The organism is Burkholderia sp. BCC1638, assembly GCF_902833195.1.
Classification (GTDB): domain Bacteria; phylum Pseudomonadota; class Gammaproteobacteria; order Burkholderiales; family Burkholderiaceae; genus Burkholderia; species Burkholderia diffusa.
Genome location: NZ_CADFEC010000011.1, coordinates 70,587 through 91,204 on the forward strand (window position 1 = coordinate 70,587; position 20,618 = coordinate 91,204).

The 20,618-nt window shown below is 67.1% G+C and carries 16 protein-coding genes; 11 read left to right on the forward strand and 5 right to left on the reverse strand.

From position 1 onward, the window contains the following. Window position 1 precedes the first annotated feature (1 nt). Complete coding sequence (gene betB / locus HWX22_RS15410) at window positions 2–1,471, reverse strand: betaine-aldehyde dehydrogenase (protein WP_175908766.1); 1,470 nt, start codon at window positions 1,469–1,471, stop codon at window positions 2–4. A 32-nt stretch (window positions 1,472–1,503) separates the two neighbouring features. Beyond that, on the reverse strand, window positions 1,504–2,088 hold the full coding sequence (gene betI / locus HWX22_RS15415; RefSeq protein ID WP_175908767.1) for a transcriptional regulator BetI: 585 nt from the start codon (window positions 2,086–2,088) through the stop codon (window positions 1,504–1,506). 720 nt (window positions 2,089–2,808) lie between these two features. Here betI and HWX22_RS15420 point away from each other — a divergent pair. The 8 genes from HWX22_RS15420 (at window position 2,809) to fdhA (ending at window position 12,706) form a co-directional block, all read left to right on the forward strand. Next, complete coding sequence (locus tag HWX22_RS15420) at window positions 2,809–3,711, forward strand: alpha/beta hydrolase (protein ID WP_175908768.1); 903 nt, start codon at window positions 2,809–2,811, stop codon at window positions 3,709–3,711. Between the two features lie 67 nt (window positions 3,712–3,778). Beyond that, on the forward strand, window positions 3,779–4,348 hold the full coding sequence (locus HWX22_RS15425) for an isoprenylcysteine carboxylmethyltransferase family protein (protein ID WP_175908769.1): 570 nt from the start codon (window positions 3,779–3,781) through the stop codon (window positions 4,346–4,348). Between the two features lie 17 nt (window positions 4,349–4,365). Next, on the forward strand, window positions 4,366–5,649 hold the full coding sequence (locus HWX22_RS15430) for a nucleotide disphospho-sugar-binding domain-containing protein (RefSeq protein ID WP_175908770.1): 1,284 nt from the start codon (window positions 4,366–4,368) through the stop codon (window positions 5,647–5,649). Beyond that, window positions 5,646–7,232 (forward strand): DHA2 family efflux MFS transporter permease subunit, encoded by a 1,587-nt coding sequence (locus HWX22_RS15435; protein ID WP_059819552.1) that lies wholly within the window; start codon window positions 5,646–5,648, stop codon window positions 7,230–7,232. The genes HWX22_RS15430 and HWX22_RS15435 overlap by 4 nt, the downstream gene beginning before the upstream one ends. Before the next feature lie 10 nt (window positions 7,233–7,242). After that, on the forward strand, window positions 7,243–8,181 hold the full coding sequence (locus HWX22_RS15440) for a glycosyltransferase family 2 protein (RefSeq protein ID WP_175908771.1): 939 nt from the start codon (window positions 7,243–7,245) through the stop codon (window positions 8,179–8,181). Window positions 8,182–8,189: 8 nt separating this feature from the next. Then, window positions 8,190–10,037 (forward strand): efflux transporter outer membrane subunit, encoded by a 1,848-nt coding sequence (locus HWX22_RS15445; protein WP_175908772.1) that lies wholly within the window; start codon window positions 8,190–8,192, stop codon window positions 10,035–10,037. Continuing rightward, window positions 10,037–11,227: an efflux RND transporter periplasmic adaptor subunit gene (locus HWX22_RS15450; RefSeq protein WP_175908773.1), complete on the forward strand. Its 1,191-nt coding sequence runs from the start codon at window positions 10,037–10,039 to the stop codon at window positions 11,225–11,227. The genes HWX22_RS15445 and HWX22_RS15450 overlap by 1 nt, the downstream gene beginning before the upstream one ends. A 282-nt stretch (window positions 11,228–11,509) precedes the next feature. Continuing rightward, window positions 11,510–12,706, forward strand: a complete 1,197-nt coding sequence (gene fdhA / locus HWX22_RS15455) for a formaldehyde dehydrogenase, glutathione-independent (RefSeq protein ID WP_059600256.1) — start codon at window positions 11,510–11,512, stop codon at window positions 12,704–12,706. A gap of 93 nt (window positions 12,707–12,799) precedes the next feature. On the opposite strand, the gene HWX22_RS15460 is transcribed toward fdhA, so the two are convergent. Together HWX22_RS15460 and HWX22_RS15465 are read right to left on the reverse strand one after the other, a co-directional pair. Continuing rightward, on the reverse strand, window positions 12,800–13,648 hold the full coding sequence (locus tag HWX22_RS15460) for an ATP-dependent serine protease (protein WP_175908774.1): 849 nt from the start codon (window positions 13,646–13,648) through the stop codon (window positions 12,800–12,802). Between the two features lie 8 nt (window positions 13,649–13,656). Continuing rightward, window positions 13,657–15,078, reverse strand: coding sequence for a PLP-dependent aminotransferase family protein (locus HWX22_RS15465; RefSeq protein ID WP_175908775.1), 1,422 nt, complete (start codon window positions 15,076–15,078; stop codon window positions 13,657–13,659). A 296-nt stretch (window positions 15,079–15,374) separates the two neighbouring features. On the opposite strand from HWX22_RS15465, the gene HWX22_RS15470 reads away from it, so the two are divergent. Further along, window positions 15,375–16,787: a discoidin domain-containing protein gene (locus HWX22_RS15470; RefSeq protein WP_175915945.1), complete on the forward strand. Its 1,413-nt coding sequence runs from the start codon at window positions 15,375–15,377 to the stop codon at window positions 16,785–16,787. Between the two features lie 55 nt (window positions 16,788–16,842). Here the strand turns inward: HWX22_RS15470 and HWX22_RS15475 are convergent, their stop codons facing one another. Further along, window positions 16,843–17,868, reverse strand: coding sequence for a GlxA family transcriptional regulator (locus HWX22_RS15475; protein ID WP_059692028.1), 1,026 nt, complete (start codon window positions 17,866–17,868; stop codon window positions 16,843–16,845). Between the two features lie 448 nt (window positions 17,869–18,316). Here HWX22_RS15475 and HWX22_RS15480 point away from each other — a divergent pair, with 448 nt between their 5' ends. Both HWX22_RS15480 and HWX22_RS15485 read left to right on the forward strand, forming a co-directional pair. Next, the gene (locus tag HWX22_RS15480) at window positions 18,317–19,591 is read left to right on the forward strand and encodes a serine hydroxymethyltransferase (protein WP_175915946.1); all 1,275 of its coding nucleotides are present in this window, start codon (window positions 18,317–18,319) and stop codon (window positions 19,589–19,591) included. Between the two features lie 33 nt (window positions 19,592–19,624). Beyond that, window positions 19,625–20,596 carry a dipeptidase gene (locus HWX22_RS15485; RefSeq protein WP_044844362.1) on the forward strand — a complete coding sequence of 324 codons (972 nt, stop codon included), beginning with the start codon at window positions 19,625–19,627 and terminating at the stop codon, window positions 20,594–20,596. Window positions 20,597–20,618: the final 22 nt, after the last annotated feature.

Below are 20,618 nucleotides of genomic sequence, written 5' to 3' on the forward strand. Positions count from 1 at the left end.
CTCAAAACACCGGGTTGTAGCGGCCGAGCTCGACCTGTACCGATTTGATTCGAGTGTAGTGTTCGAGCGTCGTGATGCCGTTCTCGCGTCCGACACCGGATTGCTTGTATCCGCCAACCGGCATCTCGGCCGGCGATTCGCCCCACGTGTTGATCCAGCAGATGCCGGCTTCGAGGCGGTGGATCGTGCGATGCGCGCGCGACAGGTTTTCGGTCACGACGCCGGCCGCGAGGCCGTAGTGCGTGTCGTTCGCGCGGGCAATCACTTCGTCCTCAGATTCAAAATCGAGGATGCTCATCACCGGCCCGAAAATTTCTTCGCGGACGATCTTCATATCGTCGCGGCAGTCGCCGAACACGGTCGGCGCGACGTACTGGCCGTTGCCGAAGTGGCCGTCGGTCAGGCGCGTGCCGCCCGCGAGCAGCTTCGCGCCCTCGGCCTTGCCGCTCTCGATGAAGCCGAGCACCTTGTCGAGCTGCGCGGCCGACACGAGCGGGCCGAAGTTGGTGTCGGCATCGGTCGGCTTGCCGACGCGAATGCGCTTCACGCGTTCGAGCACCTTCTGCGTGAATGCGTCCTTGACCGATCTGTGCACGAACACGCGCGTGCCGTTGGTGCAGACCTGGCCCGAGCTGAAGAAGTTGGCGGTGACCGCGATGTCGGCGGCGCGATCGAGATCGGCGTCCTCGAACACGATCAGCGGCGACTTGCCGCCGAGCTCCATCGTCACTTCCTTCAGCGACGATGCGCCTGCGAGCGACATCACCTTCTTGCCGGTCTCGACGCCGCCGGTGAACGACACCTTCGCGATGTCCGGATGGCCCGTCAGCAGCGCGCCGACCGAACCGTCGCCCTGCACGACGTTGAACACGCCGGCCGGCACGCCGGCTTCCGTATAGATTTCGGCGAGCTTCAGCGCGGTGAGCGGCGTGACTTCGCTCGGCTTGAACACCATCGCATTGCCGGCCGCGAGCGCGGGCGCCGTCTTCCAGCATGCGATCTGGATCGGGTAGTTCCATGCACCGATACCCGCGCACACGCCGAGCGGCTCGCGGCGCGTATAGACGAACGACTCGGCGCGCAGCGGCACCTGCAGCCCCTCGATCGCGGTCGCGAGGCCCGCGTAGTACTCGATCACGTCCGCGCCGGTGACGATGTCGACCGCGAGCGTCTCGCCGATCGGCTTGCCGGTGTCGCGCGTCTCGATCGCCGCGAGTTCGTCGTTGCGTTCGCGCAGCAGGTCGACCGCGCGGCGCAAGATACGCGAGCGCTGCATCGCGGTCATCGCGGCCCATTCACGCTGGCCTTCCTGCGCCGATGCGACCGCGCGGTCGACGTCGGCCGCGCTCGCCTGCTGCACCTGCGCGAGCAGTTCGCCCGTGGCGGGATCGAAGGTATCGAAAGTCTTGCCGCTGGTGGCGTCGACGTAACCGCCGCCGATGTAGAGGCGCTGCAAACCGTATACGGACATGAGAATCTCCTTGAGGGCGACTGCGTGACGCGTCAGTCCGACGCGAGCAGCAGGTCGATGTAATTGTGGGCGAGCTTCAGTGCAGCCCGTGTGTCGATCGGGCCGCCGGCGAGCGCGCCGCGCAGCCACAGGCCGTCGATCAGTGCGGCGAGGCCGCTGGCGGCTTCCCGCGCCTTCGCGCGCGGCAACGCCTTCGCGAATTCCGCGCACAGATTCGAATGGAGGCGCCGCGTGTTGACGTGCTGCAGGCGCTTGAGCATCGCGTCGTGCATGCTCTGCGACCAGAACGCGAGCCAGGTCTTCATCACGGGCGCGCTGACCTGCGTGTCGTCGAAGTTCGCGGCGACGATCGCGCGCAGCCGGGAACGCGGGTCCTTGCGTGCCGCGACGCGGCGGCGCGTGGTGGCCACCCACAGATCGCGCAGGACGTGCCGCATCGTGGCTTCGAGCAGGCCGTCCTTGTCGCCGAAGTAATGGCTGACGATACCCGTCGAGATGTTCGCGCGCTGCGCGACCGATGCGAGTGTCGTGCCGGGCAGGCCGGCCTCGTCGATCGAGCGCAGCGTCGCGTCGATCAACTGTGCGCGACGAATCTCCCGCATTCCGACTTTCGGCATCGCGACTCCCTTCGCCCGGACGGGCCGTTCCTGGAAGTCGAGAGCTTAGCGGTTTTTTATTGAACGTTCAATCAACAAAAAATCGGGGTCCGACGGGAAATCGGGAGGTCGATTAGGGGGGCAGATGCTGCCGCTGCGATTGTGCAGGTGCGGAAAAACGAATTGAAAGGAGGTTAAATAAATTGAAGTTTGTTTAAAACGATTTCCGAAAAGATGGCTCAATGGTTTGGAAAGTTTCCCGATTCGATTTATTACACGTCGAAAGAATGTCGAGCTATGTGAGATTTTCGGAAATCCGAAAATTCTGATCTCGCGTACCGGCATAGGGAATTTCATGGAATTCGTTTCAATCGATCGATTGAAACTTCATATCACATTGAATTTAAAGGAAATATGGTGGGTTTTAGATCGTTTATCGGCTTGATCGCAAACGATTGCCATCAACCCGTGATCGAGTCCGTCTACCATAAAAAATGCCAAAAATATTTGAATCGAGCCTATTTCCAGATGGAGTAGAGGGGATCGTTGGAATGACTTGAGTAAGTAATATTGCCCGTATTAGTATGGCGCCGAACCAAAAGGAATGAATCGGCGCCGCGGGTTTTTCCCGCGGTGCGTCGGCAATGGGCGCGGCCAACGATCGCGACAGCGCCGGCGCCCGCCATTGCGCACCTGCAGCATGCCGCGACGCCGAGACGCCGCATCCACCGGAGAACGACGATGCCGACCGAAAAATACGTGGTCCCGCTACCGAATGGTCTGAAGGTCTACGTCGAACGGAACGTGTTCGATCCGTCGTTCGACACGGCGATGCTCGTCAACGGCGCGCTCGCAACGACCGCATCGTTCGGGCAGACCGTCCAGTATCTCGGCGAGCGGATGAACACGATCTGCTTCGACCTGCCGTATGCGGGGCAGTCGCGCCAGCACAACCCCGGCTGCTTCATCCTGACCAAGGACGACGAGGCCGCGATCCTCCAGCATCTGGTCGAGCGCTTCGCGCCGGCGTTCCTCGTATCGGTGTCGTGGGGCGGCGTCGCGTCGCTGTTCGCGCTCGCGCGCGGCTGCCCGAGCGTGCGGCGCGCGGCGATCTGCTCGTTCTCGCCGTTCCTGAACGACGCGATGATCGACTACGTGACGCGCGCACGCGACCACATCGCCGCCGGCGAGAACCTGAAGGCTGCGCAGCTGCTGAACGATACGGTCGGCCGCTACCTGCCGCGCATCATGAAGCTGTACAACTACCGCTATCTGACGCGCCTGCCGCGCGACGAGCAGGACCAGGTCGCGTTCCACGTCGACCAGATCCTGTCGCTGCAGCCGGAGCGCTACCTGAGCGAGTTCTCGAACATCGGCTGCGAGCTGCTGTTCCTGAACGGCGAGCGCGACGAATACACGACGCCGGCCGATGTCCGCCAGCTCGCCGGGCACGTCCCGCGCGCGCGCTTCGCGACGATTCCCGACGCCGGCCATTTCCTCGACATCGAAGGCCGCGCGCAGCGCGAAACCACGCGCGCGGCGCTGCTCGACTTCTTCTGCGACACGCCGCCCGTCGCCGCGGGCATCGCGCTCGGCGCCGCGCACGCATGCGTGTCCGCGCCGATGCCGGCGCTGTCGTCATGACGCAGCACGTCGCGCACCGGGCACACCGGGCGCATCCGAATTCTCTTCCACACGAGGCAGGCCAGCCGTGAATATCGTTCAGACCATCGCCATCGTCGTTCCCTGGGCCGCGTGGCTCGCCTATTGGATCATGACGTCCCAGGCCGTGAAGACGACCGTGCGCAAGGAGGCGTCGCGCTCGCGCACGCTGCAGTCGATTCCGCTGATCGTCGGCGGCGCGCTGATCATCCTGCCCGATCCGTCGTGGCAGGCACTCGTGCCCGACTGGCAGCGCTTCGGCCTGCAGGCGCAATGCGGGCTCGCGGTGCTCGTCGCGGGGCTGCTGTTCTCCGTGTGGGCGCGGCTGCATCTCGGCACGAACTGGAGCGTGTCCGTCACGCTGAAGGAAAACCACGAACTCGTCCGCACCGGCCCGTACGGCCTCGTGCGCCATCCGATCTACACCGGCTGCCTGATCGCGTTGGTCGGCGCCGCGCTGATCGGCGGCGAGTGGCGCGGCGCGTTCGGCGTCGCGCTCGTGTTCGCTTCGCTCGCATACAAGGTACGCGTCGAGGAGAGCTGGCTCACCGGTCATTTCGGGCCGGCGTACACGCAGTATCGCCGCGAGGTCGCGGCGCTGATCCCCGGCTTCTACTGACCCCCGCGAGGCGCGCGATGGCGAAGGTGATCGTGACCGCGATCGGCTCGGCGGGCGACGTGCATCCGCTGCTCGGCGTCGCACGCGCGCTCGCGTTGCGCGGCCACGACGTCGTGTTCTGCACGCATCCGCCGTTCGCGGCGGCCGCGCGCCGCTGCGGCTTCACGTTCGTGCCGGTCGGCACGGCGGCCGAGTACGAGGCCGCGATGGCGAACCCGGCGCTGTGGGATCCGCGCACGTCGTTCCGCACGCTGTGGCAGGTGATCGCGCCGGTGCTGCGCCCGCATTACGACACGCTGCGCACGCTGACCGATCGCGACACCGTGCTGGTCGGCACGTTGTGGGCGTTTTCCGCGCGCTTCATGCAGGAGTTGCACGGCACGCCGTATGTGTCGGTGCAGGTGTCGCCGTCGACGCTGTTGTCCGCGCATGTGCCGCCGACGCATCCGCGCCTGACGATTCCCGCGCGCTGGCCGCTGCCGGTGAAGGCGGCGCTGATGACGCTGATCGAGCGACAGGTGCTCGACCGCGTGTGCGGGCCGGCGCTCAACGCGGTGCGCCGCGACCTCGGTCTTGCGCCCGCGCGGCGCGTGCTCGGACGCTGGCTGCATTCGACCGACGGTGTGCTGTGCCTGTTTCCCGACTGGTTCGCCCCGGCGCAGCGCGACTGGCCTGCTGGCGTTCTGCAAAGCGGCTTTCCGCTGTTCAACGACGTCGCGACGCCCGACCGCGATCGCGCGCTCGACGCGTTTCTCGCCGCCGGCGAGCCGCCCGTGGTCTTCACCGCCGGATCGACGCTGGTCGATCACGCAGCATATGCGCGCACGGTCGCGGGCGCGCTGCATGCCACCGGCGCGCGCGGCATCCTGTTGAGCCCGCACGATGTGGCACCGGACGGCGACCGGCTGCTGGTGCGTCGCTTCGTGCCGATGCGCACGCTGCTGCCGCGTTGCCGCGCACTCGTGCATCACGGCGGGATCGGCACCGCGGCGCTCGCGTTCGAAGCCGGAATTCCGCAGGTCGTGACGCCGTTCGCGCACGACCAGTTCGACAACGCGCAGCGCGTCGCGGCTAGCGGCGCCGGCGTGCGCGTCGACGGTGCGGTCGACGGCGTGCGTCTCGGTGCGGCGCTCGCGCGCGTGCTGGATGAACCCGAATTCTCCGTGCATGCCGAACGCACGCGTGCGCTGATTCACGCGGCGCCGGACGGCTGCGAAACGGCTGCCGATTACATCGAGCGCTTCGCGCCGAGCCACGGACGCGCGATCTCGCGGCCCGTTGTCGCGATGGCGGGCACATGAGCACGGCATCGCCGCTTCGGGACACACCCGCCGTCTTCGACGCGAGCGAACCCGCACCCGTTGCGCCGCCGGTGCGCGGCGCGCGGCTCGCGCTGCTGACGTTCGCGCTGTCGCTCGCGACCTTCATCGAAGTGCTCGACTCGACCGTCACCAACGTCGCGGTGCCCGCGATCTCGGGCAGTCTCGGCGTCTCGAACAGCCAGGGCACGTGGGTGATCAGTTCGTATTCGGTCGCGGCCGCGATCGCGGTGCCGCTGACCGGCTGGCTCGCGCGGCGCGTCGGCGAGCTGCGGTTGTTCGTCGGCGCGGTGCTGCTGTTCACGCTGACGTCGCTGCTGTGCGGCCTCGCGCGCGATCTGCACGTGCTGGTGGTCTGCCGCGCGCTCCAGGGGCTGTGCTCCGGGCCGATGGTGCCGCTGTCGCAGACGATCCTGCTGCGCACGTTCCCGCCGGACAAGCGCACCGTCGCGCTCGCGCTATGGGCGATGACAGTGCTGCTCGCGCCGATCTTCGGGCCGGTGGTCGGCGGCTGGATCGTCGACAGCTTCTCGTGGCCGTGGATCTTCCTGATCAACTTGCCGATCGGGCTGTTCTCGTTCGCGGTCTGCACCGCGATGCTGCGCCCCGACGCGCAGCGCGGCGCGGCCGGCCCGATCGACGTGCCGGGCATCGTGCTGCTCGTGATCGGTGTCGGTTCGCTGCAGGCGATGCTCGATCTCGGCCACGACAAGGGCTGGTTCGATTCGCCGCTGATCGTCACGCTCGCGGTGGTTGCGGGGCTCGCGATCGTGTCGCTGCTGATCTGGGAGGCGGGCGAGGCCCATCCGGTCGTCGACCTGAGCCTGTTTCGCGACCGCACGTTCTCGTTCTGCGTGCTGATCATCTCGCTCGGGATGATGAGTTTCTCGGTAGTGGGCGTCGTGTTCCCGCTGTGGATGCAGGCGGTGATGGGTTACAACGCGTTCCACGCGGGGCTCGCCACCGCGTCGCTCGGCGTGCTCGCGCTCGTGTTCTCGATTCTCGTCGGCCTGCACGCACACCGCTTCGACGCGCGCGTGCTCGCGACCTTCGGCTTTCTCGTGTTCGCGGCCGTGCTCGCGTGGGACGCGCATTTCACGCTGAAGATGACGTTCGCGCAGATCGCCGCGCCCGGGCTGATCCAGGGGATCGGGCTGCCGTGTTTCTTCATTCCGCTGACCGCCGCGACGCTGTCGCGCATTCCGGACGACCGGCTCGCGGCCGCGTCGAGCCTGTCGAACTTCCTGCGCACGCTGTCGGCCGCGTTCGGCACCGCGATGAGCGTGACGCTGTGGGACAACCGTGCGACCTATCACTACGACGTCGTGTCGCAATCGGTCACGCACGCATCGACGAACACGCAGCGCTTCGTGCACACGCTGAACGCGATGGGCGTGGACGGCGTGCGCGAGCTATCCACGCTGCACCAGGTCGTGATGCAGCAGGCGTACATGATGGCGACGGGCGACATGTTCTGGATGGCGAGCATGACCTGCCTCGTGCTCGCCGCGATGATGTGGCTCACGCGGCCGAAGCGCGGCGCGGCGGCTTCGTTCGGACATTGAGGAGAGCGGCATGACGACACTCGGCGCACTCGTGATCCTGTATCACCCGACCGACGCGCAGCTCGCGGCGCTCGGCGCGTGGCGGCATGCGTGCGACGCGCTGCTCGTCGTCGACAACACGCCGCAGCCGGACGCACGCGCAAGTGAAGCATGCGCGCGCGACGGCATCGCGCTGCTGCATCACGGCAATCGCGGCGGAATCGCGGGCGCATACAACGCTGGGCTCGCGGCGCTGTTTCGCGACAACGTCGATGCGGTCGCGTTGTTCGATCAGGATTCGTCGGTGCCGGCCGATTACTTCGCGACGATGCGCGACGCGTGTGCGGGGCTCGCGGGGCGCGCGTTTCTCGCCGGCCCGCGCATCTTCGACGAGAACGCGCGCAGCTTCCTGCCCGAGCTGGCGACCAACGGGATCGCGTTGCGCCGGCTGCGCGTCGATCCCGACGCGCAATTGCAGCGCTGCGCGTTCCTGATCTCGTCGGGCTGCGTCGTGTCGCGCGCCGCGTTCGACGTGCTCGGCCGCTTCGACGAGACGCTGTTCATCGATCACGTCGACACCGAGTACAGCTTCCGCGCGCTTGCGCGCAACGTGCCGCTCTACGTCGTGCCGTCGCTGGTGCTGCCGCACCGGATCGGCGCGAAACAGCGTCACGCGTTCGGCCCTTTCGAAATGACGTCGATGAATCACTCGTGGCAACGGCGCTACTACAGCGCGCGCAATGCGGTGCAGCTCGGGATGCAGTACGGGCTGCGCTTTCCGGTGGCGATCGTGCCGAACCTGCTGACCGTGTGGCAGGTCGTGCAGATCGCGCTCGTCGAGCGCGACAAGCGCGACAAGCTCGCCGGCATCCTGTTCGGCATCGCGGACGGTCTGTTCGGCCGGCTCGGTCCGCTCGAGCGCACGCGGCCACGTCTGGCCGCACGGGCGCAGCGCGTCCAGCAAGGGTGAGGGAAGCGATGCGGCGTGTGAAAGAAAATGCGGCAGAGCGGGCGCGTAGCGTGAAGGGCGGTGCGTTGATCGGAGCCGCGGCGGTGGCGATGGCATTGGGCGGATGCGTGCCGACGGGTTTCCTGCCGTCGCTGTCGTTGCGCGCGCCGGCCGACGATGCGCTCGCGCTTACGGCCGGCCCCGGCGTGGACGGTGTATGGCCCGCACCCGACTGGGTGAAGCAGCTGCAGGATCCGCAGCTTGACGCGCTGGTCGCCGAGGCATCGCAAAACAACCCCGACCTGCAGGTCGCGCAGGCGCGGCTGCGGATCGCGCAGGCGCAGCTTCAGCAGTTCGATTCGCTGACGGGGCTGACGGGCACGGCCGGCGCGACGGTCAGCCGCGCGCGGATGCCGAAGCCGGGCGACGACGTCGCCAACGTGTCGGTCGGCGGCTATCGCGTGCCGGTAGAGATATTTGGCGATCCGAACGTATCGCCGTCGTCGGTGTTCGTCGGGCTCAACTACCAGCTCGACCTGTGGGGCAAGAACCGCGCGGCGACGAAGAGCCTGATGTCGCTGCGTGAAGCGGCGCGGGTCGAGGCCGAGCAGGTGCGGCTCACGCTGGCGGTCGCGATCGTCACCGTGTACTGCCAGCTCGACCAGGCGTACGCGACGCAGGATCTGCTTCAGCAGAAGCTGAAAGTCAGTCAGCGCGTGACGACCGTGCTGCGCGAGCGTACCGCGCGCGGGCTCGACAACGCGTACGACGCGAGCGATGCGTCGATCAAGCGCAGCAAGCTGCTCGCTCAGATCGCGCTGAACGACGAGCAGATCAAGCTCGCGCAACTTCAGCTCGGGGTGCTGTCGGGCCGCGGCCCGGAGCGCGGGCTCGCGCTGCAGCGGCCACGCGTCGGCGCATTGGCCGGCGGCACGCTGCCCGCGCGGCTGCCGGCCGATCTGCTGGGCCGTCGGCCCGACATCGTCGCCGCGCGGCTGCGTGTCGAAGCCGCGTTCGCGAATGCCGATTCGACGCGCGCGCAGTTCTATCCGGACGTGAACCTCGTCGCGCTCGGCGGCCTGTTCGCGCTGACGCCCGCGTCGCTGTTCTCGCGCGACGCGCTCGGCGCGTCCGTCGGCCCGGCGATCTCGCTGCCGGTGTTCGATCGCGGCCGGCTGAAGGCGAAACTCGGCGCGGACGTCGCGCAGGCCGACGTCGCGATCGGGCTGTACAACAAGACCGTCGACGACGCGCTTGGTCAGGTCGCGCAGATCGTCACGTCTCTTCGTACGTCGCAGACGCTCGTCGCGCAGCAGCAGGACGCGGTCGCGGCCGCGCAAAAGATCGTGGAGATTGCGACCGACCGTCATCGGCGCGGCGTGCTGATGCAGAAGGACGTGGATGTCGCGGATCTCACGCTGATCGACGAGCGCGCACAGATGATCGCGTTGCTTGGCCGGCAGCGGACGCTGCGTGTCGGATTGATCGGCGCGCTGGGCGGCGGGTTCGACGCGGGCGCGACGGTCGCGCAGGCGCCGACCGGGCATCGGGCGCGTGGCGGGGCGGCGAAGCGTGGCACTTCGCCCGCCGCGCCCGGCGTGGCGGCTGCGACCGCCAAGACCGCACCGACCGCCGCCGCCGCCGCGAGCCAGTCGGTGGCGGGGCCGTCGGCCGATGCGCGTGCGCAGAGCGTGGCTGCCCCGCAGGTCGTCGCTGCATCGAATGCGGCGGCCGCACGACGCGACGAGGCGGCACGCATGCCGGCCATCGGCACCACGCCTCGCGGCGCTCCCGTTTCCGCTCGCGCGGCGGCGGCGAATCCAGCGCCGATCCCCCTGTTCCAGCATGACCGCCTGATCGTTACGCAAAGCGACTGATGCACCACGACAACCTTCATACCGCCGCGCAGCCGGCTGCCCTGAACGATCCCGCACTCGACGCGCGCCGGGCGACGCGCCGCAAGCGCTTCATGCTGTTCTTCGCGGTCGTGCTGCTGGCCGCGCTCGTCTGGATCACGTTCTGGCTGTTGCGCGACCGCTATTACGAAGACACCGACGACGCGTACGTCGCGGGCAGCATCGTGCAGGTTGCCGCGCAGATTCCGGGTGCGGTGACCGACGTGCTGGTCGCCGATACGCAGGCCGTGCGCGCCGGGCAGACGCTGGCGAGGCTCGACGACACCGAGGCGTCCGTCGCGTTCGCGCAGGCGAAGGCGCAACTCGTGCAAGCCGTGCGGCAGGTCGCGAACGCGAAGATTTCGAACACGATGTACGTCGAAGCCGTGAACGCGCGCCAGGCCGACCTGTCGCTCGCGCAGCGCGCGCTCGCAGCGCGTTCGGGCGCGTCGGTCGAGATCGTCGCGCCGGAGGAACTGGCGCGCGCGCGCGCGGCGGTCGCCGGCGCGCAGGCCAATCTCGCGGCCGCACAGGCGCAGCTCGATGCGGCGCGCGCGCTCGGCACCAGATTGCCCGTCGACGAAAGCCCGTCCGTCGTGCAGGCGGCTGCGCAGTTCAAGCTCGCGTACCGGAACCTGAAGCGCACGACGATCGTCGCGCCGGTCGACGGCACGATCGGCCAGCGTTCGGTGCAGGTCGGCCAGCAGGTCGGGCCCGGCGTGCCGCTGATGTCGATCGTGCAACTCAGTCAGTTGTGGATCGAGGCGAATTTCAAGGAAGGGCAGATCCGCCACATGCGCATCGGGCAGCCGGTCGAGGTCGTGTCGGATCTCTACGGCTCGCGCGTGACCTATCGCGGCCGCGTGCAGGGCTTCTCGGCCGGCACCGGCAGCGCGTTCTCGATGCTGCCGTCGCAGAACGCGGCCGGCAACTGGATCAAGGTCGTGCAGCGCGTGCCGGTCGTGATCGCGATCGATCCCCGCGACCTGGCCGCGCATCCGCTGCGGGTCGGGCTGTCGATGCGCGCGACGGTCGATACGCGCAACCGCGACGGCCATGCGCTCGACAGCGAGCCGCCGACGCCGGCCGTCAGCACGCGCGTGCACGACGGGGTGGCGAGCGACGCGGAAGCGGCCGCCGCCGCGATCATCCGCGAGAATCAGGGCGGCTAACGCGCTCCCGACCGGCGCGCCCGACCGACTGGGCGGGCCGATCGCGCCGGCCGGCCGGGGCGCGCGCTCACGTGTTCCGTGCCTTCCACGATCCCGCCCTCCGGCCGTTCTCCCTGACCCGACTTTCGCATTTCCGCCATCGATGTCGGCACCGTTCAAACGCATGTCGCGTTTGAGACATCGGGCCCCCCACCTCCGGGACTACTCTCGAACAGCACGTTGCGTAGCACCGCATCTGCCGGCGCACAGCAGCGCCATCCAACGAGACATGGAGACAATACGATGAGCAGCAATCGAGGTGTCGTCTATCTTGGGCCGGGCAAGGTCGAAGTTCAGAAGATCGATTATCCGAAGATGGTCGATCCGACCGGCCGCGCGATCGGCCACGGCGTGATCCTGAAAGTGGTGAGCACGAACATCTGCGGTTCCGACCAGCACATGGTGCGCGGCCGCACGACCGCTCCGGTCGGCCTCGTGCTCGGTCACGAGATCACGGGCGAAGTGGTCGAGGTGGGCCCGGACGTCGAGACGCTGAAGATCGGCGATCTTGTGTCGGTGCCGTTCAACGTCGCATGCGGCCGCTGCGCGATGTGCAAGGACACGCATACGGGCGTGTGCCTGAACGTGAACCCGTCGCGTGCCGGCGGTGCTTACGGCTACGTCGACATGGGCGGCTGGATCGGCGGCCAGGCCGAGTACGTGCTCGTGCCGTACGCGGACTTCAACCTGCTGAAATTCCCGGACCGCGATCAGGCGATGGCGAAGATTCGCGACCTGACCTGCCTGTCCGACATTCTGCCGACCGGTTATCACGGCGCGGTGAGCGCGGGCGTGAAGCCGGGCTCGACGGTCTACATCGCGGGCGCGGGCCCGGTCGGCATGGCGGCGGCCGCGTCGGCGCGCCTGCTCGGCGCGGCGGTGACGATCGTCGGCGACATGAACGCGGAACGCCTCGCGCACGCGCGGGCGATGGGCTTCGAGACGGTCGACCTGTCGAAGGACGCGTCGCTCGGCGAGCAGATCGAGCAGATCCTCGGCGTGCCGGAGATCGATTGCGCGGTCGACTGCGTCGGCTTCGAGGCGCACGGCCACGGTTCGTCGGGCCATTCGGAGGAAGCGCCCGCGACGGTGCTGAACTCGCTGATGGAAATCACGCGGCCGGCCGGCGCGATCGGCATCCCGGGCCTGTACGTGACGGACGATCCGGGCGCGAAGGACAAGGCCGCGCAGCACGGCAGCCTGAGCATCCGCTTCGGCCTCGGCTGGGCGAAGTCGCACTCGTTCTTCACGGGCCAGACGCCGGTGCTCAAGTACAACCGCAACCTGATGCAGGCAATCCTGTTCGACCGTCTGCCGATCGCGAAGATCGTCAACGTCGAGGTGATTTCGCTCGATCAGGCGCCGGAAGGCTACAAGAAGTTCGACGGCGGCGCGCCGCGCAAATTCGTGATCGATCCGCACGGCTTGCTGGCGGCCTGACGCACGAACGACACGCATGAAGCGGGCGGCACCGGAGACGGTGCCGCCCGTTTTTCGCTGTGGGCATGGCTGCGGTCGCGATGCGCCGCGCGCTCAATGCCCGCGATAGACCATCGCCAATTCGGCTCCGCTCGCAGTGGTTCGCCGACCATGACGCGTATGCACGCTCACGCGGCGTATCGCGTGCCCGTGTCGCGTTGCGGCGGCGCCGCCTTTCCAGTCGGCGACGCGAACGCCGCCGCCGCGCGCGCCGTTCGGTCCGTGAATCGGCGGCGCGTGCCGTGCGAGCGTCGTCGTCGGGCGTCCTGCCGCGGGTCGGGGCGTGCCTGCATTGCCGGGTTGAGCGGCCGTGCTCGACCGATCGGTGTCGACGTTGGCGTCGGCGAGCCGATCGGTATCGACTGCCGCGCGCTCGGCCGGATGAAATGCCTGGACGGGCGCCGCCGCGGGCGCGGGCGCGTGCCCGACCGGCAACGTTGGCGCGTCAGCCGCATGCAGACTCGCATAGGCCGTTGTGACCGGGCGCGACGTGCCCGGTCCGCGACAGACGGGATCCGCCCGGCACGTCCGGTCATACGTCACATAGCCGCCGACCAGCATCACGAGGGTCAGGATGCTCAGCAGCGGCGCGCTCGACGCGCTCGGCCGCTGGACCGCCGCGCCGCGCACCGCGGCCGCGACGCGCGACGCCCACGTCGGGACGGGCCGCACCTCGCGCGGGGGCGTGGCCTGCGCGGCGGATGCATCGTCGCTCGATTGATGCAGCGGCGCGAACGGCCAGTCTCTCAGTCCGCAGACGGGGCACTGCTCGCTGGCGCGGAACGCCATGAAGCCGCACTGCCGGCAGCGCTGGCTGACGGCGGCGCGCGGCTCGGCACGCAGGTTCAGTGCGCCGCGCAGCGTGTCGCGCGTGCGGACTTTCCGGTTGGGCAGGACTTGCATGATCGTTGCTACCTCGTCTGCTGTTGCCGCCCCGCGAGCGTTCCGATCGTCTGCATCGCGTCTTCGACGGCAGGGGTCCACGGTCGGCCATAGTTCAGCCGGACGTAGCGGTGAAAGGCGCCCGTCATCGAAAAGATCGGCCCGGGCGCAAGGCTGACCCCGTTCTCCATCGCGTCGCCGAACAACTGCATCGCATCCACGTGCGGCGGCAATTCGATCCACAGGAAATATCCGCCGCGCGGGGCATACACCTCCGTGTCGGCCGGGAAATACGCGCGAACGGCCGCGAGCATCTGCGCCTGGTGCGCGGCCAGGTTGCGCCGGAGCCTGCGCAGGAAGCGGTCGTACGCGCCGTTGCGCAGGTAACTGGACACGGCCATCTGCGCGGGCACGTCGGCCGCCGGCGCGCTCGCGTTCTTCACCTGCCTGATCTGCTTCACGTAACGTCCGGCCGCGACCCAGCCGACCCGGAATCCGGGGGCGAGGCACTTCGAGAACGAACCGCAATGCAGCACGAGCCCGTTATCGTCATACAGCTTCGCGGGACGCGTGGGCGTCGGGCCGAAATGTAGTTCTCCGAACACGTCGTCCTCGATCAGCGGCACCTGATGCGATGCGAGCAGTTCGATCAGCGCGCGCTTGCGCTCGTCGGGCAGCGTCGCGCCGGTCGGGTTGTGGAACGAGGTCATGAACCAGCACGCGCGCACCGGATGCGTGTCGAGTGCTTCGGCGAGTGAGTCGAGGTCGAGGCCGGCGCGCGGGTCGACCGGAATCTCGATGGCCTTCAGATGCAGCCGCTGCACGGCCTGCAGCACCGCGGGAAAGGCAGGGCGTTCGATCGCGACGATGTCGCCGGGGCGCGTGAGCGCCTGCAGGCTGAGCGTCAGCGCTTCCGCCGCGCCGGTCGTGATGACGATTTCTTCCATCGGCAACGACGCGCCCGCGTTCAGGTACCGCAACGCGATCTGGCGGCGCAGCGCTTCGTTGCCGGGCGGCAGGCCGGCCAGCAGTTTCGCGCGGTCCATGTTGCGGGCGGCCGTCGCCGCGTATCGCCACAGGCTGCTCATCGGAAACAGCGAATAGCTGGCGAATGCGGAACCGAGCGGCACGATGTCGTCTCGCTTGAGGGAGTCGATCAGCTGGAACAGTGCATCGTCGTCGCCGGTCTGCGATGCAGCCGATTTGCGCGGTGTGTCGTGACTCGCGCGCACGCGCTTGTCATCGAGGTTCGCAACGAAATAGCCGGAACGCGCGCGCGCGACGATCAGGCCCTCGCTTTCGAGCGCGTAGTACGCGCGAAACACGGTGGAAGGACTTACACGATAGGCGCGGCACGCCGAGCGCACGGTCGGGATGCGTGCACCTGCCGGCAAATCGCCGCGCCGGATCGAATCGGCAATCGTCTGCGCGAGCACCGCATATCGCTTCATGCCTGGCCTCCGGCCGATCACGGCCGTCGCTGAAAAAAGAGTAGCACGGCGTCCGCCGCGTTCAATCCCGCCCCCAATCGCTCATCCGCGAGTTCATCCGCAACTCGCTGATACGCACGTTTTCGACCGACTCTGATCCTTTTCTTCAGACCAGCGAACCGGCATTCTTCGCAAGCCTTATTCCCGACGCGTGATCGATACGGTGTTCACGCTCCCCGACGGCGGATCCGTCACGCCCGCGCATCGTGTGCGGGACCGGGTCCGCACCGCCCTTACCTTACCCGGAAGCAACCAGCGTGAAATCGAAGTTCCTCGTCGCGGGCCTCGCGGCCGGCGTCGCACTCAACCTGTTTGGCGGCGCCGCCGAAGCGGCCTGCACCAACTATCCCCCGACTCAATCCAATGCGACGTTTCCCGCCGCACTGACCGGCAAGCTCGTCTATCACAGCTACGTGAAGTACGGCGACGGTACGAGCCAGCTGTTTCTGTACGACTTTTCGGCCCGCACGCTCACGCAGTTGAGCAAGAGCAGCTGGGGCATCACCGATCCGATGAACGGCGTGTTCAGCCCCGACGGCAAGTGGCTTGCATTCATGGGCATCAGCAATGGCGCATGGAACGTGTTCATGCTGCAGCTCGGCGCCGGCACGCCGCCGGTCAACCTGACGAACAGCACGGGCGCGACGCGCAACGAGGATCCGAAGTTCAGCGCCGACGGCAAGACGCTCGTGTTCAAGCAGAACGGCGACGTGAAGCAGGGCACGCTGTCGTACACGAGCGCGGGCCCGGTGTTCACGTCGGTCGTGAGCCTGACCAACGCACCGTCCGGCGCCGAATATTCGATGCCGTTCCTCGCGCCGGACGCGAGCGCCGTCTACTACGCGACGGGCACCGGCTCGAACATGGGGCTGATGAAGCGCACGATCGCGACCGGCACGGCGGCGGTGTTCGATCAGCCGGCCGGGCTGCAGACGTATTACCCGATCGTGCGTGCGGACGGCATGGTGTTCTACGCGCGCTGGAAGGACACGGGCGGCGCCGACCAGATCTACGTAAAGACGGCGGACCCGGCGTCGACGCCGAACCAGTTGGCGCTCAACGACTGCATGAGCAACAACTCGGACCCGGCGCCGGTGAGCGGCACGAACTACGTGTTCTTCTCGTCGACGACGGCGGGCGGCTACCAGCTCTATGTGGGCGACGTGACGACCGGCCAGCGCTGGAGCCTGTCGCAATTCGGCGTGAACGCGGACACGACCAAGGCGAAGCTCGGCTCGAGCTACTATGGCGGCCCGGCCGTCGCGCAGCCGACGCTGCTGTCGCAAGGTCGTCCGGCTGCCGCGTCGGCGAGCTACAACGCATCGCTGACGCCGGACAAGGCGTTCGACGGCAACACGACGAGCACGCGTTGGGATTCGCCGGAAGGCGCGGGCGTCGATCCGCAATGGATCTCCGTCGATCTCGGCGCGGTGAAGAAGATCAGCAGCGTCGATCTCTACTGGGACGCGGGCGCGCTCGTCTACCAGATCCAGACGTCGACCGACAACGCGAACTGGACGACGGTCTACTCGACGAACAACGGCGTGTCGTACGGTCACGTCACGCTGCCGAACCTGAACGCGCAGGGCCGCTACGTGCGGATGCTTGGCACGAAGCGGGCGACGCAGTGGGGTTACTCGCTCGACGAAATGCAGGTGTGGGGATCGTAAGCACCAGCAAAAAGGCGGCCTTCGAGGCCGCCTTTTTTATCGCGCCGCGCCCGTGTCACGCATGAATCAGATGAGCCGGAAACGCCGGTGCGGTAGCCGCCGCGCCCTGCGCGAGCGGTGCGACCTGCTTGCGGCGCTCGCGCGTCGGCGCGACGCCGAACGCATCGCGATAGCTCTTGCTGAAGTGGCAGGCCGACTGGAAGCCGCACGCCATCGTGATGTGCATGATCGACATGTCGGTCTGCAGCAGCAACTCGCGCGCGCGGCGCAGCCGCAGCGTCAGGTAATAGTGCGTGGGCGTCATCCCGAGATGCTCGCGGAACAGGCGCTGCAGCTGGCGCTGCGACATGTTCGCGAGTCGTGCGAGTTCCTCGCGCGACAGCGGCTCCTCGATGTTGTTCTCCATCAGCGAGATCACTTCGAACAGCGACTTGTTCGCCGAGCCGAGCCGCGCGACGAGCGGCATCCGCTGTTGCGCGCTCGTGTCGCGCACGTGTTCGACGATGAACTGCTCGGCGATCTGCGTGACGCGCGCGGTGCCCACGCGCGCGGCGATCAGGTTCAGCATCATGTCGAGCGGCGCGACGCCGCCCGTGCACGTGATGCGGTCGCGGTCGACCACGAACAGTTCCTTCAGGAAGCGCGTGTCCGGAAACTCTTCCTTCAGCGCCGACATGTTTTCCCAGTGGATCGCGCACGCATAGCCCGCGAGCAGCCCCGACTTCGCGAGCGCATAGGTGCCCGTGCACAGGCTGCCGAGCGGCAGCCCCATGCGCGCGAAGCGGCGCAGCGTCGACAGATGGGCAGGCGTGGTCGCGCGTTGCACGTCGACACCGCCGCACACGAATACGATATCCGGCTGCCCCACGCATTCGGCCGGTCCCGTGTCGACCGTGAGGCCGTTGCTCGCCGTGACCGGGCCGCCGTCCGGGCTGATGATCGACCAGCGATAGAGCGGCTGGCCGCTCAGGTAGTTCGCCATCCGAAGCACCTCGATCGCATTGGTGAACGCGATCATCGTGAAGTCCGGTAAGGGCATGAACGCGAAGTGGGACAGCGACGCTGTGCGGTCGGGGGACATGGGGAGCGTTCCTTGAATCTCTAATAGCTTTTGGCCCGGGGGGCACGGATCGGGCTGCCGTATTGTGTGAGCGAGCGCAACAAGCGTGCCATACGGCTAAACCCTAGCTCCATACGTTGTATGGGCCCAAGGCGGATGCTGCACTGCACCGTAAGCGGGCTGCGCTGCACCTCGACGCGCAGCGCAGGCACCGGCGAAGTGCCTGTCCATGGATGAACCATATGCGGCGGTTTGCCGGGTCATCTGGAAAAGCACGACCGGTCACTTGTACAAAACGGACGCACATGGCGGAAAAGGCAAAGAACGCGTCTAAATTCATCAATCCGCCGAAAATCCGAACGACAAGAATAGAGCCGTCGGCAGCCTTGCACTGGATGCGCTGGAAACCCAGGTATGGCGGGCCTCGAGCTTCGGTTACACGCCCTTTATTCTTCGTCACGGACGCACTATGTCGAACACCCAGCCTTTCTTCTCGCAGCCCCTTGCCGAGCGCGACGCGCCGGTGCGCAGCGCCATCCTGAAGGAACTCGAGCGCCAGCAGTCGCAAGTCGAGCTGATCGCGTCGGAAAACATCGTGTCGCGCGCGGTGCTGGAGGCGCAAGGTTCGGTGCTGACCAACAAGTATGCGGAAGGCTACCCGGGCAAGCGTTACTACGGCGGCTGCGAATTCGCGGACGAGGTGGAGGCGCTGGCGATCGAGCGCGTGAAGCAGATCTTCAACGCCGGCTACGCGAACGTGCAGCCGCACTCGGGCGCGCAGGCGAACGGGTCGGTGATGCTTGCGCTGGCGAAGCCGGGCGACACCATCCTCGGCATGTCGCTGGACGCCGGCGGCCACCTGACGCACGGCGCGAAGCCGGCGCTGTCGGGCAAGTGGTTCAACGCCGTGCAATACGGCGTGAATCGCGACACGATGCGGATCGACTACGACCAGGTTGAAGCGCTCGCACACGAGCACAAGCCGAGCCTGATCATCGCCGGCTTCTCGGCGTACCCGCGCGCACTGGACTTCGCGCGCTTCCGTGCGATCGCCGATAGCGTCGGCGCGAAGCTGATGGTCGACATGGCGCACATCGCGGGCGTGATCGCCGCCGGCCGCCATGCGAACCCGGTCGAGCACGCGCACGTCGTCACGTCGACCACGCACAAGACGTTGCGCGGCCCGCGCGGCGGCTTCGTGCTGACCAACGACGAAGAGATCGCGAAGAAGATCAACTCGGCCGTGTTCCCCGGCCTGCAGGGCGGCCCGCTGATGCACGTGATCGCCGGCAAGGCCGTCGCATTCGGCGAAGTGCTGCACGCGGACTTCAAGACCTACATCGACAACGTGCTCGCGAACGCGCAGGCGCTCGGCGAAGTGCTGAAGGCAGGCGGCGTGGATCTCGTCACCGGCGGCACCGACAACCACCTGCTGCTGGTCGACCTGCGCCCGAAGGGCCTGAAGGGCGCGCCGGTCGAGCAGGCGCTGGAACGTGCGGGCATCACCTGCAACAAGAACGGCATTCCGTTCGACACCGAGAAGCCGACCGTCACGTCGGGCATCCGCCTCGGCACGCCGGCCGGCACGACGCGCGGCTTCGGCGTCGCGGAGTTCCGCGAGATCGGCCGTCTGATTCTCGAAGTGTTCGACGCGCTGCGCGCGAACCCGGAAGGCGACCGCGCAACCGAACAGCGCGTGCGCCGCGAGATCTTCGCGCTGTGCGAGCGCTTCCCGATTTACTGATCGACACCGACAACACTGGAGCGAGAGACAGATATGAGCACGCTGCATCAGGACAGCATCATCATCGACGGACTGAACATCTCGAAGTTCGAGAAGCCGGTGTTCGAGGACATGCGAAAGGGCGGCATCACGGCCGCGAACTGCACGGTGTCGGTGTGGGAGAACTTCACCAAGACCGTCGACAACATCGGCGTGATGAAGCAGAAGATCCGCGAGAACGGCGAGCTGCTGACGCTCGTGCGCACGACCGACGACATCTTCCGTGCGAAGAAGGAAGGCAAGACCGGCATCATCCTCGGCTTCCAGAACGCACACGCGTTCGAGGACAACCTCGGCTACATCGAGGCGTTCGCCGACATGGGTGTGCGCGTCGTGCAGCTTTGCTACAACACGCAGAACCTGGTCGGCACGGGCTGCTACGAGCGTGACGGCGGCCTGTCGGACTTCGGCCGCGAAGTGATCACCGAGATGAACCGCGTCGGCATCATGGTCGACCTGTCGCATGTGGGCGGCAACACGTCGTCGGAAGCGATCGCGTTCTCGAAGAAGCCGGTGTGCTACTCGCACTGCCTGCCGTCGGGCCTGAAGGAACATCCGCGCAACAAGAGCGACGCGCAGCTGAAGGAAATTGCCGACGCCGGCGGCTTCGTCGGCGTGACGATGTTCGCGCCGTTCCTGAAGCGCGGTATCGAGGCGAACATCGACGACTACATCGAGGCGATCGACTACGTCGTGAACCTGATCGGCGAAGACGCAGTCGGCATCGGCACGGACTTCACGCAGGATTTCGCGAAGGAATTCTTCGACATGCTGACGCATGACAAGGGCCGCTATCGCCAGCTGACGAACTTCGGCAAGGTGATCAACCCGGACGGCATCCGCACGATCGGCGAATTCCCGAACCTGACTGCGGCGATGGAACGCCACGGCTGGAAGGAGTCGCGCATCCGCAAGATCATGGGCGAGAACTGGGTGCGCGTGTTCAAGGACGTGTGGGGCGCGTAAGCGCCCGCCGAACCGAACCGCC